This is a genomic window from Cryobacterium sp. M91, assembly GCF_002929615.1.
Lineage (GTDB): Bacteria > Actinomycetota > Actinomycetes > Actinomycetales > Microbacteriaceae > Cryobacterium > Cryobacterium levicorallinum.
Map to the genome: position 1 here is coordinate 257,326 of NZ_PJJT01000091.1, position 14,890 is coordinate 272,215.

The window sequence follows — 14,890 nt, forward strand, 5'->3', positions numbered from 1 at the left end:
CCCCACACCGCCGAACGGGGCATTGGCCTCGTCGGCAACGGTCTACGCAGGTCGCGGCTCAGACCAGAAACTCCAGCGCGGCCTGCTTGAACGCACGCGCACTCAGCGCGTTCAGGTGGGTGCGACCGGGCAGCTCGAGGTACTGCGCGCCGCGTTCGGCAGCGAGAGCCGCCACCCCGGCCGGAATCGAGTCGGCACCACCGGCTACAAACAGCTGCGGGATGCCCGCGGGCACGTCGAGCGTGCAGCCCACGACCCCCTGCACGCACGCCAACAGCGCCTGGCGGTCGGCACCGGCGGCGATGGAGGGGCCGAGCACCCCGGCAATAGTCGGATCCGCGGGAAGCGCGCCCGAAACGACGAACCGGTTGACCTCGTCAAGGTCCCAGGTCTCGAACAGCTCGACCGGACCGGCCCCGCCGAGCACGAGCCGCCGTACCCGTTCGGGCGCCAGCCGAACCAGGGCTGCCACGACCCGCGACCCCATGGAGTAGCCGATCACGTCGACCCGTTCCAGTTCGAGGGTGTCCAGCACGGCCACGAGGTCGGCGGCCAGCTGGCGCGGGGCGTAGTCGGCCGCCCGATGCGGCTTGTCACTCTGGCCGTGGCCACGCAGGTCGGGCGTGATCGCGCCGCGCCCAACCTCGGCGAATGCCCGCACCCAGCCGGATCCGCCCCAGGTCACCGCGGCGGTCGACGCAAAACCATGCACGAACAGCACCGGTCGCTCCCCCGGCGTGGCCTCGAAGGCGATGCGTATCCCGTCGAGACGCCGAGCGAACCGGGTCATTCGACGGCGTCGCTCGCGGCGAACACCGCGCCGGCGTGCGCCATCTCGGCGAGGGCGGTCTCGGTCGATTGCGCGGCGACTCCGGCGACCAGATCGGTCAGTACCCGCACATGCTGGCCGTGCTCGAGCGCGTCGAGGGTGGAAGCGCGCACGCAGTAATCGGTGGCGAGACCGACCACGTCGATCTCGGTCACCCCGTGCTCGGTCAGCAGCGACCCCACGGTCTGTCCGGCCTCGGTGGTGCCCTCGAAGATGGAGTACGCGGGCTTGCCCTGGCCCTTACGAATGTGAAAGGTCACGGCATCCGTTGTGAGAGCCTGGTGATATTCGGCGCCCGCGGTGCCGGCCACGCAGTGCACCGGCCAGGTCGTGACGTAGTCGGGTGCCGTGTCGCGGGCAAAATGGCCACCGTTGTCATTGCCGATATCGTGCCAGTCGCGCGACGCGAAGACGTATTTATAGGCAAGCGGATGCTGCGCGAGCAGCGCGCTCACGCCCGCTGCGACGGTCGCCCCGCCGTCAACGCCCAGGGCACCGCCCTCGGTGAAATCATTCTGAACGTCGATGATGAACAGGGCGCGGGTCACTGTGGCTCCTTTTGGACAGTCAGTTGTTACATGGTCAGTTGTTCGACAGATTATCGCCACAGTGGAAGAAACCGGTGGTCAGTGTGTCGATGGCGATTTTCGCGTTCGAGCTGACGTTGCCGATCGCGTAGATGGCGAAGGTGAGCGGGGTACCGTCGGCGGCGTGGATGATGCCGGAGAGCGTGTAGCCGGTATCGATCCAGCCGGTTTTGGCAAAGATGGCGCCGTCGGCGGCGGAATTCGCACCGGCGAAACGGTCAGCGTAGGAGAGCGATCCTCGCGGCCCACCGGCGATCGGCAGGCCATCGAACAGCATGCCGAGGTTGCCCTCGCGGGCGTTGACCTTGACGAACAGGGCGGTCAGGTAGGCCGGCGACACGGCGTTGTGTGGGCTGAGGCCCGATCCGTCCTTGATGATCATGCCAGTGGTGTCGATGCCGTAGGCGGCGAGTCCGCCGACGATGCCCTGCTGCAGGGCTGAAAAGGAGTTGCCGGCACCGTTTTCGATCGCCACGAGGCGGGCGAGCATCTCGGCCAGGGTGTTGTCGCTCACGATCAGGGACTGCTGAATCAGGGTCGACACCGGCGCGGACTGCACGGCGCCCAGTTGGGCTGCACCGGCCGGGGCGGTGGCCTGGCTGATTTCGAGGCCACCGCCGAGAGCGTCAGCGAAGGCCTGGCCGGCGCGAGCGATCGGGTCTTCGCTGCGGGCGGACGTGCTGCGGGTGGGGTCGTTCCGGTCGCCGTCGACCATCAGCGCCGTAATTTCGGGCATGTAGCCGAGGCCGAGTTCGGTTCGGGCCCAGCCTTCGTCCCAGTCCGGGCCGGAGAAATAGGAGGAATCGAGCACGAGTGAAGTGATCGGCGGGTTGGCCGGGTCGGCGGCCCAGGAAACCATGGTCTGGGTGGCAAGGTCATCGAGGTGCGCGGCGCCGGTGTAGAACGGTTCCTGGCCGGTCGGCAGCCGCGACAGGGTGAGGTCTCCCCCGCCAACGAGCACGACCTGGCCGGGTTCGGAGCCCCGGACGACGCGGGTCGTGGCGCGGTAGTCGCTGCCGAGAACGTTGAGCGCCGCGGCCGAGGTGAGCACCTTCATGACGCTGGCCGTGCGCGAGGAGGTCGTGCCGCCCCGATCGAACAGCACCTCGCCGGTGTTGGCGTTGACCACCTGCGCCTGAAAATCGGCGAGTCTCGTGTCGGCGGCGAGCCCGGCAACCGAGCAGGTGCGCAGTCGGCTGGCTGCAGTCGCCTCGGCGGGCACCGGCCGCGCCGGGTCGACGGTCGGCGTGGGACTCGGCGTCGCCGTGGGTGTTCCTACAACGGATGCCACCACCGGCTCATTCGCGCCGGTCTGCGTTCCCGCGAACACGGCGCCACTGCCGAGCAGCACGAAGACGAGGGTGCCGGCGGCGATCAGCCAGGCGCGGCGGCGATCAGCGCTGACAGCAGCGATCCCGCCACGCGGGGCGTCAACCGCGGGGGACGCGGGTGTCTGCACTGGTTCTTCCACCTCCGTATGGTAACCGACCCGCCTCCAGGCCAGCTATTCGCCCGGGTAGCGCAGCCCGATCTGGGCCCGAACCGCGTCAAGGGTCGTCATCACGGCGACCGATTCTTCGGCCGGCATGATGTCGCTCGAGATTTTGCCGGCCCGAATCAGCTCCTCAACCTCGACCGCTTCGAACTGCATACCGCGGCCGGTGAACTCGGCCCGGGCGAAGGCCTCCAGCACGGTGCCGCCGTTGTCGAGCACTCGAAAACTGGTCGGCGCGTACCAAACGCCATCGATGTCGATGCGCCCGTGCGTGCCGATGATCGACGCCGTGGTCGGGCCGAGGGTGTCGCTGGACGAAAATGTCGTGGCAATCTGGCCACCGGGGTAGCGAAAAATCGTCGCGACCTGGGCATCCGCTCCCGTCGCCTTAAATGAGGCGCTCGCCAAAATCGTGTCGGGCGACCCGAATACGGCGTGCGCGAAGTTCACCGGATACACCCCGAGGTCGAGCAGCGCGCCACCGCCGAGCTCGAGCGAGTTCAGGCGGTGCGCCGGGTCGTCGGGCAGGTCCTGGGTATGGTCGGCGATCAGGCTGCGCACCTCGCCGAGCGTGCCGGCGGCGAGGATCTCGCGGATGCGCACCAGGTGCGGCAGGAATCGGGTCCACAGGGCCTCCATCACGAGCAGATTCTTGCTCGCGGCGAGGTTGACGATCTGCCGGGCCTCGCCGGCGTTGATCGCGATCGGCTTCTCGATCAACACGTGCTTGCCAGCGTTCAACGCGAGGGCTGCGTGCTCGGCGTGAAACGGATGCGGCGTCGACACGTAGATGACGTCGACTTCGGGGTCATCGACGAGTTCGGCATAGCTGGCATGCGCGGTGGGGATGCCGAATTCGGCAGCAAACGCATCTGCCGAGGCCTGACTGCGCGACCCGACGGCCTGCACCTTGTGGCCGTTCTGCACCAGATCGCTCGTGAACGCGTGGGCGATGCCACCGGTGGCCAAGATTCCCCAGCGAATCGATTCCGTCATGCTTGCAGTTTATCCAGGGCCACCGACACGCGCCGACACGCGCCGACACGCGCCGACACGCGCCGACACGGCAACATATAGGTCAAACTAGATCAATGATCACCCTGCAGCAGGATGCCGATGGTTTCATCCGCATGAACCGGCACTTTCCCGACAACTCGCTCATCAGCATCAGCTTTACCGAGGGGGCTGCGGAGGAATTCACCGGCGCACAGCTCAACGTCATCTTCGACGATGCCCTGGCCGAGTTTCGCGGGCAGAACCGTCTCGAGGGGGCGAAGGGCTTCTCGCGCGCGCCCGCGAAAACCGTGCATCCGACCAAGAACATCACCTTCGTGAAGGTGCACCCCGGAATGGCCAGCTAAGAGACGGTCGCCAACGCGGTGAGCGCCGCAAGCCGATCGACCCCGATCGGTTCGTCGGCCAGCAGCGGCACGATCGCGACCCGGTCGGCGCGGGCGACCACGATATCGATCTGAGTGGCCTCGCTGGCGGCGCGCGCCTGCAAAAAGGGCGTCTCGGGGTGCGCTGCCGCGATGGAATTGTTGACCACCCAGCCCCAGGGCTGAATTCCGGCGCGCTGCAGATCCTGCTGCAGGCCCTCCGCTTCGAGCACCGGCGTGGTCTCGGCGAGCGTCACCAGCAAAACCTTGGTCAGGGCCGGATCCTGCAGCCGCATCAATGGCGTCACGAACGCCATTCCGTCCCCCATCTGGCGCGCGATTTCGCGATGGTACGACCCGGTGGCATCCAGCAGCAACAGGGTGTGGCCGGTCGGCGCGGTGTCGACGACGACGAATTCGTGCCGTGATTCGTGCACGGCCTGGGAGAACTGCCGAAACACCGCGACCTCGTCAGTGCACGGGGAGAGCAGGTCTTCGGCCAGGGCTGCCCGGCCATCGGCGTCGAGATTCTTGCCCTTGGTCGCCATCACGTGCTCGCGATAATCGCGAATCGCCTCGTCGGGGTCGATGCGGGAGACGCGCAGCCCTGGCAGGCTCCCGTGCAGGGTCTCGACCAGATGAGCTGCCGGGTCGGTCGTGGTCAGGTGAACGGCGTGACCGCGCTCGGCCAGAGCCACGGCCAGAGCCACAGCGATTGTGGTCTTGCCCACGCCGCCCTTGCCCATGCAGAGGATCAGACCGTGCCCGGTCTGCTCCAGCTCGTCGACGAATTGGCCGAGTGGGGCGTCCGGAACGTCGACCACAGCGTGCAATTGCCCGGGGCCGTCGCGGTCGGTGCGAAACAGGGTGCGCAGCGCGTCGATGCCCATCATGTTGCCGGCCTTGAGCTCCAGAATGTCCCTCGGCAGTGCAGCGATGGCCGCCGGAATACCCGTCAGCGCCGCCGATTCGCGATTGCGCACCGCTACGGCGATCGGCTCGGTTCCCGCGCTGGCTGGCAGCACTCCATTAATGACAACGTAGCTGCCGCGAATTCCGATCTGCGCCAACTCAGCGTGCGTGCGCTCGATCTCCGTCAAAGCGGATGCCTGCGCTCGCGCCACGAGCACCAGCCGCGTTCGCTCGGGGTCGGCCAGCGCGGCGACGGCCGCTGCGTACACCGCTTTGTGCTTGTCGAGCCCGGACAGCGGTCCGAGGCAGGACGGATCGCCCTTGCCGGCGTCGAGAAACTCGGTCCAGGAACCGGGAAGCTGCAGAAGCCTAATGGTGTGCCCGGTCGGCGCGGTGTCGAACACGATGTGGTCGTACGTCGTGAGCAGACCGTCATCGGTGAGCAGGTTCGTGAACTCGTCGAACGAGGCGACCTCGGTCGTGCACGATCCGGACAGGCCCTCGGCGATACTCGCGAGCTCGCGCTCCGGCAGGAGCCCCCGAACCGGGGCGATAATGCGTTCGCGATAGGCATCCGCTGCCTGCTCCGGGTCGATTTCGAGTGCGCTCAGGCCGGCAATGGCGCCAATCGGAGTGACCGTATTGCCGATCGTGAGCCCGAACACCTGCCCGATATTGGAGGCCGGATCGGTGCTCACCAGCAGCACCCGGCGACCCCGTTCGGCCAGTTCGATGGCCGAAGCGCAGGCAACGGATGTCTTCCCCACGCCGCCCTTACCGGTGAAAAAGAGAAACCGAGGCGGGTCTGCCAGGAACTTCATGTGTTAGCAGCAGCCGGTGGCGCCGCCGCAGCATCCGCTTGCCGATTTCTCGGTCAGGCCGAGCTGGGGCCGGTCGGTCGGCGCTACGGCAGCGAGGCCGGCGAAGGCGAGTAGCTGGGATTTCGATGGGTAGGCGCCGGTCGCCACGGTGACGCCGTCGACGACGGTGAGCGGCAGGCCGGTAGAGCCGACGACGTGCATGAAGGCGCGCACGGTCTCATCCGTGGTGAAGGCGAGGGGATCGGTGGCCAGGTTATGGCGCTGAATGTCGGCGCCAAGTTCCTGCAGGCTGCGCACGGTGGCGGTCACCTCGACCAGGGACTGATCGACGTCGACACCGCAGACTCCGGTGTCGCAGCACAAGGCCGGTTCGTAGATTCGGATGGCAGTCATGTCGATCTCCCTAGTAACGTCTGCAGCTATATCGATAAGTATCAATGTAGCAGTAGGCTGGTGCCGCGACCTACAGGAAAGGATCAACTTATGGACAAGACATCTGAGATCACGGAGCGCGTGCGAGAGCGCTACGCCGCCGCCGCCCTCCAACTGACCGACGTCTCGAGCACGTCGTGCTGTGCCCCCACCGATCTGACTAACGGCGACGTGTTCGGATCCACCCTGTATACCGCCGAAGAAGGTTCGGAGATTCCCGAGGAAGCCTTTCTGGCCAGTCTCGGCTGCGGCAATCCAACCGCGGTCGCCGACCTCCGCCCGGGAGAAATCGTGCTCGACCTCGGCTCCGGTGGCGGCATCGACGTGCTGCTCTCCGCGCGCCGCGTCGGGCCGACCGGGTTCGCCTACGGACTCGACATGACCGATGAAATGCTCGCACTCGCCCGCGCCAACGCCGCCAAAGCCGAGGCCACCAATGTGGAGTTCATCAAGGGCCAGATCGAGGCCATCCCCCTGGCCGATGACACCATCGACGTCATCATCTCCAACTGCGTCATCAATCTCTCGGCCGACAAGAACGCGGTCATCGCCGAGATGTTCCGAGTGCTCAAGCCCGGCGGGCGCCTCGGAATCTCCGACGTCGTCGCCGAAAACCAGCTGAGCGCAGAGGACCGCATCCGCCGAGGCAGCTACACCGGCTGCATCGCCGGAGCCCTGTCGCACCAGGACTACCTCGATGCCCTGCACCAGGCCGGTTTCGCCGACCCGAGCGTTCTCTACACCCACGAGGTCGCCCCCGAAATGCACGGGGCCATCGTGAAGGCGATCAAACCCGCCCGGTAGCCTCTACTGGACCCGCAGCAGCTCCAGAAACTCGTCGGCCATTCCCAGCTGATCCTGCAGTTTTTGCCGACGCTCGACCGCCTGGGCGATGAAGGTCTCGAGCTCGGCGCGTACCTCCGGAACGTCAGATCCGGTCAGCCCACCCTGCAGCGTGTCGATGACCTTCAGCAGGGCCATCATCTCGTCGAGCGTGAAGCCGAGCGGTTTCATGCGGCGAATGAGCATCAGCCGGGTGAAGTCATCGGGCGAGTAGAGCCGAAAACCACCATCGGTGCGAGCGGATGCCTTCAGCAGGCCGACCTCGTCGTAGTGGCGGATCGTGCGCAGCGACAGCCCAGTCTTCTCGGCGAGTTCGCCGATGTGCATCGTGACCGCGGATCCAATCGCGCCTGACGTCACCGGATGCCTTCTTTCCCTGAAATTTACGATCAACCCTTACGTTAGGGTAGTGTTGCAGAAGTCGGCTGACATTCATCTGTGAGCCCACTCTCCCACCATTGTCCTCGATGGCCTTGTCCTCAACGACCGGTGGAGGTGCGCACCGCGGCGCCCACCCAACTCTTCTGCATCCACTTCGGCCGCACCCCGGCCCAGCTTCTGGAGGCCTCATGGCCATTGTTCAAAAATCCGCTTCAGCCAATCGATACCAAGCTGAGCCCTCGGTACTCACCGCGCTCCGCACGCCCCGCCTGCTCACCCGCGAGGTACTCGCCGGCCTGGTCGTGGCCATGGCCCTCATCCCTGAGGCGATCGCCTTCTCGATCATCGCCGGCGTCGACCCGCGCGTCGGCTTGTTCTCCTCCTTCGTCATGGCTGTGACCATCTCCTTCGTCGGTGGGCGCCCGGCCATGATCACCGCAGCGACCGGCGCCGTCGCCCTCGTCATCGCCCCGGTCGCCCGCGACTATGGCATGGAGTATTTCATCGCCACCGTCATCCTCGCCGGGATCTTCCAAATCGTGCTGAGTCTGGTCGGCGTCGCCAAACTCATGCGCTTCATTCCGCGAAGCGTCATGGTCGGCTTCGTCAACGCCCTCGCCATCCTCATTTTCGGTGCCCAACTCCCCCAGCTGCTCGGCGTGCCTTTCATGGTCTACCCGCTCGTCGCCGCCGGATTGATCATCATGATCGTCATGCCGCGCATCACCAAGGTGATCCCGGCACCGCTCGTGGCCATCGTCGTGCTCACCGTCGTGACCGTGGTGACCGCCATCGCGGTCCCTACCATCGGCGATCAGGGCGAACTGCCCGAGAGCCTGCCCGAGCTGTTCATTCCCAACATCCCGCTCAACTGGGACACGTTCACGATCATCGCCCCCTATGCCCTCGGCATGGCCCTGGTCGGAATTCTCGAGTCGCTCATGACCGCGAAGTTCGTCGACGAGATCACCGACACCCACTCCAACAAAACCCGCGAGACCTGGGGCCAGGGCGTCGCCAACGTCATGAGCGGCCTGTTCGGCGGCATGGGCGGCTGCGCCATGATTGGCCAAACCATGATCAACGTGAAGGCCTCCGGCGCTCGCACCCGCATCTCCACCTTCCTCGCCGGCGTCTTCCTGCTCGTTCTCGTGCTCGGCCTCGGCGACGTGCTCGCCGTTGTGCCCATGGCTGCCCTGGTCGCGGTGATGATCATCGTGTCCTATCTCACATTCGACTGGCACAGCATCCGCTTGTCTACTCTTAAGCGGATGCCGAAGAGCGAGACCACCGTCATGGTCGCCACGGTCGTCGTCATCGTTCTCACCCACAACCTCGCGATCGGCGTCGTCGTCGGTGTCATCGTCGCAATGGTCGCGTTCGCGCGTCGCGTCGCCCACCTCGCCACGGTGGAGCGCACCGTCGAGCTCGACCAGCCCGTGCCGACCGCCTACTACACGGTGACCGGGGCGCTGTTCTTTGCCTCGAGCAACGACCTGATGACCCAGTTCGAGTACGCCGACGACCCCGACCGCATCGTCATCGACCTGTCGGCCTCACACATCTGGGACGCCTCCACCGTCGCGACCCTCGACGCCATCTCCTACAAGTATGAGCGGCAGGATAAGTACGTCGTGATTGAGGGGCTCAACGAGGCCAGCCATGAGCTGCACAGCCGCTTGGCCGGGAACCTCGGCGGCGGCCACTAACAAAGGGGCTCTCGGCCTTCATCGGGCCGAAGCCGGAAAAACCGGACCTGACTCTTGTAGCGCTCATTGGCAAGAGCATCGATTGAAAAAGTCCCGATAATGGGGGCCGGCGGTGGTACGAATCCACCTTCCACCGTCCGCCCCTCCACTCTGACGGCCGCTACAATTTCCCACCCCGTAAGGTCTCCGGTGCGCTTCCGGTAGCCGTGAACGACGCCTGTCGCTTTATTCCGGAGCGGCGTCGCTTGGCTAGTCGATTGCTCGAATCGTCCAGGAGGCGCGTGCGGGATCTGCTGGCTGAAGGACGTTCAGGTATATTCCAGAGTTGAAAGCATCCGGAGGACAGGTCATTGGTTCGACGGCTAGTCCAATCCTGTCAGTCAAGGGTGCGGTTTGATCAGCAGTATGCACCTGAACCCACGGGCATTCGCTATCCCAGCTCAGGGCCACTCCACTGCCGCCGTTCGTCGTCACGCGAACTGTCGCGTTGCCTTCATAATCCCGGTCGAGGCCGGTGAAGGCGTGATCGATGAAAGTGTTATCGATAGTCCGTGGCGTACGAAAATCAAAGGCGGCAAGATCACTATCATCGACGTCACGAAGGCGAAGGGGAATGAGACGGTCAGGAGTCACAGTCAGTATTTTCCTGGCGGGGAGTTCGAGCGTCCAGTCGTTGATGCGGCCAGCCCCGGCAACAAGGTAGGGGTGCGGAGCGACCCCAAAAGGGGCAGCTTTTGGACCGGAATTCACTGCCGTCACTTTCGTTCGAAGGCCCTCGCCGTCAAGCGCAAAATCTACCTCTAGCGTCACCCGGTGAGGATACCCAGGTTGCGCCTCGACGGTTGCCTCTAGAACGAGCCGATTGGACGTCTGCCTCACCGCAGCAAAGTCCAGCCAGGACGCGAGTCCATGGAGCGCGTGTCCCCTCGACGGCTCGGTGATGCTGAGCTGTTGCTCGATGCCATCGAATGTGTACCTTCCATCCACGACTCGGTTCGGCCACGGTGCCAGGATGGCGCCGCGAAAGAAGGGCCGCACTTGATTGGCGTCGAAAGGCACGATGAGGTTGCGCCCGTGGTATCGGAGCGATCGAAGGCTCGCGCCGATGCTGGCGATCGAGGCGGTGTAGCCGTGAGCCTCAAGAACGAATTGTGTTCCCGACAGCGGCCTGAGCGATATGGAGTTTCCCATGGGGCCCCATTCAGTTAACGTTGGATTGCTTCGTTGGGAATCACGATTCGAGGAATGTCGGCGCCCCAATCGACCTCGGCAACGTGCAGGGCGCGGTACGTGTAATCCTTGTCCCACGCGTGGAAAACGAGGTAGTCCTGACCATCCACATCCATGACCAGGTCTTGGCCACCGGGGCCACGATATAGACCCCCGGAGCTGTCCGTCGATAGGATCGGACCAATTTCCTTCGTCCATGGGCCGTCGATTGAGGCAGCCGATGCAGCACCGACCGCGTATCGGGCGTCTCCGTAGGAGTTCGCGGAGTAGAGCATCACAAGTCCTGAACCGCGAGTTATAACGGTCGGCGCCTCGATAAGGCTACCCTCCCAATCTTCGGTTTGCATTAGGAGCATGATGGGATCGCCCGTGACGCTGAGCCCATCGGGAGAGAGCGTGGCAGCCTGAATCCAGGTATCGAGTTCACAACAGTTCCCGTCATTTTTCCAGACGAGATACAAGACGTCGTCGATGACCACGGTGCTCGCATCGATCGCGCCGCCTTCGTCTTCTGGACAGATGATCATGGCGTCGCCCTGAACGGTGAACGGTCCGGCTGGGTCGCTGGCGGTGGCAACACCGATGCACTGCAGCGTTGGCGCAAAATTCGTCGCCGTGAAGTACATGACGAAGGAATCATCGGAGAGTCTCGTTACCTCAGGTGCCCAGGTCTTTCCCGGAATGATCCAGCTCGGAAGCTTCGGCAACGCGTCGGGCAGCACCTCCCAATCGAGAAGATTGGCGGAGGAGGCGACCTGCACGTTGCGGTTGTTGTCGTTGGTGGCATACGCGAAGTACGTGCCGTCGACCTGTACCACGTCGGGATCAGCGAAATTCACGTTGAGTACCGGGGCTCCTGGTATGGCGTCCGCTGGGGATCCCGAATGCTCCACCGCCGCCGTGCAGCCACTCACCGCGAGGGCCGTCATGATGGCGGCGGACACGCACGCCAAAAATGCACGGCGAGCCGAGTTCATCAGGTGCTATCCCTTCACGCCAGAGCGCGAAACGCCCTCGATGATGAAGCGCTGGAGAAAGATGAACAGCGCCAGCACTGGCACGCTCGCGACGACCGCGCCGGCCATCAGCAGGTCATAGCGGACCGCATTTGCGGATTGAAGCGTGGACAGGCCTGCGGGCAGAGTTTGCACCTCTGGGCTGAACAAGACGTAGACGGGCCAGAGGAAGTCATTCCAGTTGGCGAGGAAGGCGAGCAGTGCAAGTGTCGCAAGAGCGGGTTTGGCGAGCGGCAGAACGACCTGCGTAAAGATCACGAATCGGTTAGCCCCATCGAGCCGGGCGGCCTCCTCCAACTCCACGGGCAGCCCCACGAAGAACTGTCGCATGAAAAACACTCCAAAAGCGGATGCCGCCGTTGGAATGATGATCGCGACGAGCGAGTTGAGCCACCCCAGTTCACTCACGATGAGGTAATTGGGAATCACCAGAATAACCGGCGGCACCAGCAGGGTCGCGACGATGATGACGAAGACGAAATTCTTGCCGCGAAACTGCATCCGTGCGAGCGGATACGCCGCGAGGGACGCCGTGATGACGACCAGCGCGGCATTGAGCGCTGCTGCAACCATGCTGTTTGCGAACCATTGCAGCACCGGCGTCGCGGTCCCGGGAGCGAGGATAGACGCGAAAGCCTGCAGAGAAATCGGATTCGGAATCCACGACGGTGGAATAGCAGTCGCGTCGGCCCGGGTTTTGAGGCTGGTCACGATCATGAAGATAATCGGGCTAATGAACGCGATTGCGATCGCGCCGAGAACGGCGACGCGAGCAATACCGCCGCTCCGCCGGCGTGCACGGCGTGCGCGGGATCCCGCACTGATCGTGCTCGTGACATTGCTCACGAGAGAACCTCTTTCTCTTGCTTCTTGGGCTTTTTCTCGCGAAAGATATAGAAGACAAAGGCGCTGATCGCCATGAGGAAGATGGTCAGTACGTAGCTCATCGCTGCGGCGCTGCCCATCTGAAAGTTTCGCAATCCCGTGTCAGCGATCTGATAAATGGCTGTGCGCGTCTCGCGTCCGGGGCCGCCCTGGGTCATGAGATAGGACTGGCCAAACATGTTGGCGGAGGCAAGGAGGGTGATGATCGTGATGAACGACAGGATGGGCTTGAGCCCCGGAATCGTCACGTGCAGAAACTGCATCCACGGCCCGGCACCATCAACACGGGCGGCTTCGTAGAGCTCAATAGGGATGTCCTGAAGGCCAGCGAGATAGATAATGGCATTGAATCCAAGCGTCCACCAGACAGTCACTCCCACGAGTGCGACCCAGGCCGCGGGCGTCGTTGTCGTCCACGCGGTGTCGTCCGGGAGTCCGAGGAGTCCCAGATAGTGGTTCACGAGGCCAATGTTGTTGTCGAGCAGGTACCGCCAAAGTACCGAAATGACAGCGACGCCGAGCACGTAGGGGGCGAAGTAGATGGCTCGGAGAAAGTCCCGTCCGGGAAACTTCTTGCTCATGAGTAGGGCGACAGCGAGCGGGACAACCAGGAGCAGCGGCACGCTGAGTACGGTGAAGATTCCGGTGGCCCGCATGGATCCCCAGAACGGGCCAGAAATCGTCGTTCCAGGGGAGAACAAGGCGACGTAGTTGCCGAGGCCGACGAAGGGTTTGTTTGGCAGCGTGTAGTCCCAGGAATGAAGACTGATCCACACCCCGAGAACTGCCGGGAGGATGACGAAGCTGCCAAACAGCAGCAGGTAGGGGGCGAGAAAAAGCCAGGGCGTTGCTATCCCCTGTTGCCGAGTGCCCGCTCGTACTCCACGTTTCTTCTGCGACTCCGGTTCGGAAGTCGAGGGGCGGCGCGCCCTACCCTTAGGAAGAGCGCGCTCACCAACCTTCGTCGACATTGGTCAGCCCCCGAACGAGGCTTTGTTGTCGTCCATGAGTTGCGTCGCCGTGGCGGCGGCTTTTTTGAGCGACTCACTCGGCGTTGTTGTTCCCTGAACCCCGTCGGCGACGGCGATTTCGAGTGTCTCAGTCTGCACCTGGCCGATCCCGGGAATGGGCGGCAGGAAACGCATCGAATCGATCGTCTCGGCGATTGATTCCTGCGGGAGTCCCTCAAGGGCGCCCGCATCGCGTACTGACTGACGAGCGGGGATCATGCCCGAGCCTGCCCACTCGGCCGATTGCTCGCTTATCCAGGCGATAAACACCTTCGACGCGTTGACCTTGTTCTGGTCAGCGCTGCTCTGGCGTGGGAGGAAGAAGTTATGGGAGTTGGCCCAAACGGCGTCTGTTTCGCCGATTGTGGGAATCGGGGCAACCGCGTACGGAAGTCCTGACTCGGCGAGATCGTTGATCTGCCAGATGCCGTCCCAGGTGATGGAGGTCTCACCGTTCTTGAAAGCGACGTACTGGGAGTCGATGGCAACGTCACTCGGGCTATATCCGTCGTCCACGATGGAGCGCTGCCACTCAAGTGCATCTATCCCGGCCGCTGAATCGAACGTTGCTCCGTCGTCGCCATACGGTTCACCGCCGTTCTGCCAGAGCACGGAGAGATTCATGAGGTGGCTTGGCCACCGCGTCGGCATCCAGAAGGGAGTTTCATAGCCAGCTGCCTGAAGCTTGTCGAGCGCATCTTGGAAAGAAGCAGCGTCGGTCGGGGCTTCCGTGATCCCCGCCGCGGCGAAATGTTCGGTGTTGTAGTACATGCCCAGGGAGTGCACGTCGAGGGGAATGCCGTAACGGGCGTCCTTATAGACGCCGGCATCCCAGACTTCCTCGGTGAAGTCAGCCGACGTCAGACCCAACTCCTCGGCGAGATCGTCGATCGGCACTATGACGTTTCGCGCGGCATTCGACGCGAGCTGGTCCAGGTGCATCACGCCGACGTCCGGGCCCTCGCCAGCGGTAACCGCTGCGGGAAGGCGCTGGTAGAAGTCAGCCCATTGCATCGTGTTTGAGACAACCTTGATGTTGTCGTGCTCCGCGTTGAACTCGGAGACCATCGTTTCCATAAACGGGCCATCACCACCGGTGAATCCGTTCCAATAGGACAGCTCGACTTCAGGTCCGGTGTATTCACCGGTGAAGGGCTCACTCGCCGGCTGTCCGCTTTCACCCGCAGAACACCCGGCAAGTACCAGCGTGAGTGCGGCGCCGAGAGCGGTGACTGCAATAGCTCGCCACCCCAAGAAGTCTTTCTGCTTCATGATCGTTCGTCCTCCTCATCGAAAACATCGCTCCGCGACCCATGCGCAAAGCCGGTCACACACTCCCCGCACGCAACGGTGCAGCAAAC

15 protein-coding genes are annotated in these 14,890 nt (G+C 63.7%); 3 read left to right on the top strand and 12 right to left on the bottom strand.

The genetic code is table 11. The annotated features are described in order from the left end of the window. Nucleotides 1-58: 58 nt before the first annotated feature. The 4 genes from CXY80_RS18520 to CXY80_RS18535 are packed head-to-tail and all read right to left on the bottom strand — an operon-like array spanning nt 59 to nt 3,907. Entirely contained in the window at nt 59-790 is a 732-nt protein-coding gene (locus CXY80_RS18520) for an alpha/beta fold hydrolase (RefSeq protein ID WP_104133338.1), read from the bottom strand. Then, nucleotides 787-1,377, bottom strand: a complete 591-nt coding sequence (locus CXY80_RS18525; RefSeq protein WP_092448956.1) for an isochorismatase family protein — start codon at nt 1,375-1,377, stop codon at nt 787-789. The genes CXY80_RS18520 and CXY80_RS18525 overlap by 4 nt, the downstream gene beginning before the upstream one ends. 34 nt (nt 1,378-1,411) lie before the next feature. Then, the gene (locus CXY80_RS18530) at nt 1,412-2,887 is read right to left on the bottom strand and encodes a D-alanyl-D-alanine carboxypeptidase/D-alanyl-D-alanine-endopeptidase (RefSeq protein ID WP_233195457.1); all 1,476 of its coding nucleotides are present in this window, start codon (nt 2,885-2,887) and stop codon (nt 1,412-1,414) included. Between the two features lie 33 nt (nt 2,888-2,920). Next, entirely contained in the window at nt 2,921-3,907 is a 987-nt protein-coding gene (locus CXY80_RS18535) for a Gfo/Idh/MocA family protein (protein WP_092448958.1), read from the bottom strand. A 95-nt stretch (nt 3,908-4,002) separates the two neighbouring features. On the opposite strand from CXY80_RS18535, the gene CXY80_RS18540 reads away from it, so the two are divergent. After that, nucleotides 4,003-4,272, top strand: a complete 270-nt coding sequence (locus CXY80_RS18540) for a hypothetical protein (RefSeq protein ID WP_092448959.1) — start codon at nt 4,003-4,005, stop codon at nt 4,270-4,272. Here the strand turns inward: CXY80_RS18540 and arsA are convergent. Together arsA and arsD are read right to left on the bottom strand one after the other, a co-directional pair. Next, nucleotides 4,269-6,023, bottom strand: coding sequence for an arsenical pump-driving ATPase (arsA, locus tag CXY80_RS18545; protein WP_104133340.1), 1,755 nt, complete (start codon nt 6,021-6,023; stop codon nt 4,269-4,271). The genes CXY80_RS18540 and arsA overlap by 4 nt on opposite strands. A gap of 3 nt (nt 6,024-6,026) precedes the next feature. Next, entirely contained in the window at nt 6,027-6,416 is a 390-nt protein-coding gene (arsD, locus tag CXY80_RS18550) for an arsenite efflux transporter metallochaperone ArsD (protein WP_104133341.1), read from the bottom strand. A 90-nt stretch (nt 6,417-6,506) separates the two neighbouring features. Here arsD and arsM point away from each other — a divergent pair, with 90 nt between their 5' ends. Beyond that, entirely contained in the window at nt 6,507-7,259 is a 753-nt protein-coding gene (gene arsM / locus CXY80_RS18555; RefSeq protein WP_104133342.1) for an arsenite methyltransferase, read from the top strand. Nucleotides 7,260-7,262: 3 nt separating this feature from the next. Here arsM and CXY80_RS18560 read toward each other — a convergent pair whose 3' ends face one another. Next, nucleotides 7,263-7,625, bottom strand: a complete 363-nt coding sequence (locus tag CXY80_RS18560) for a MerR family transcriptional regulator (RefSeq protein ID WP_104133400.1) — start codon at nt 7,623-7,625, stop codon at nt 7,263-7,265. 242 nt (nt 7,626-7,867) lie between these two features. Here CXY80_RS18560 and CXY80_RS18565 point away from each other — a divergent pair, with 242 nt between their 5' ends. Beyond that, nucleotides 7,868-9,388, top strand: coding sequence for a SulP family inorganic anion transporter (locus tag CXY80_RS18565; RefSeq protein WP_104133343.1), 1,521 nt, complete (start codon nt 7,868-7,870; stop codon nt 9,386-9,388). 249 nt (nt 9,389-9,637) lie between these two features. Here the strand turns inward: CXY80_RS18565 and CXY80_RS18570 are convergent, their stop codons facing one another. The 5 genes from CXY80_RS18570 to CXY80_RS18590 are packed head-to-tail and all read right to left on the bottom strand — an operon-like array spanning nt 9,638 to nt 14,801. Beyond that, entirely contained in the window at nt 9,638-10,579 is a 942-nt protein-coding gene (locus tag CXY80_RS18570; protein ID WP_104133344.1) for an aldose 1-epimerase family protein, read from the bottom strand. A gap of 14 nt (nt 10,580-10,593) precedes the next feature. Further along, nucleotides 10,594-11,595 carry a glycoside hydrolase family 43 protein gene (locus CXY80_RS18575; protein ID WP_233195458.1) on the bottom strand — a complete coding sequence of 334 codons (1,002 nt, stop codon included), beginning with the start codon at nt 11,593-11,595 and terminating at the stop codon, nt 10,594-10,596. Between the two features lie 6 nt (nt 11,596-11,601). Further along, entirely contained in the window at nt 11,602-12,480 is an 879-nt protein-coding gene (locus CXY80_RS18580) for a carbohydrate ABC transporter permease (protein WP_233195459.1), read from the bottom strand. After that, complete coding sequence (locus CXY80_RS18585) at nt 12,477-13,490, bottom strand: carbohydrate ABC transporter permease (protein ID WP_092448964.1); 1,014 nt, start codon at nt 13,488-13,490, stop codon at nt 12,477-12,479. The genes CXY80_RS18580 and CXY80_RS18585 overlap by 4 nt, the downstream gene beginning before the upstream one ends. 3 nt (nt 13,491-13,493) lie before the next feature. Further along, complete coding sequence (locus CXY80_RS18590) at nt 13,494-14,801, bottom strand: ABC transporter substrate-binding protein (protein WP_104133345.1); 1,308 nt, start codon at nt 14,799-14,801, stop codon at nt 13,494-13,496. Between the last annotated feature and the right edge of the window lie 89 nt (nt 14,802-14,890).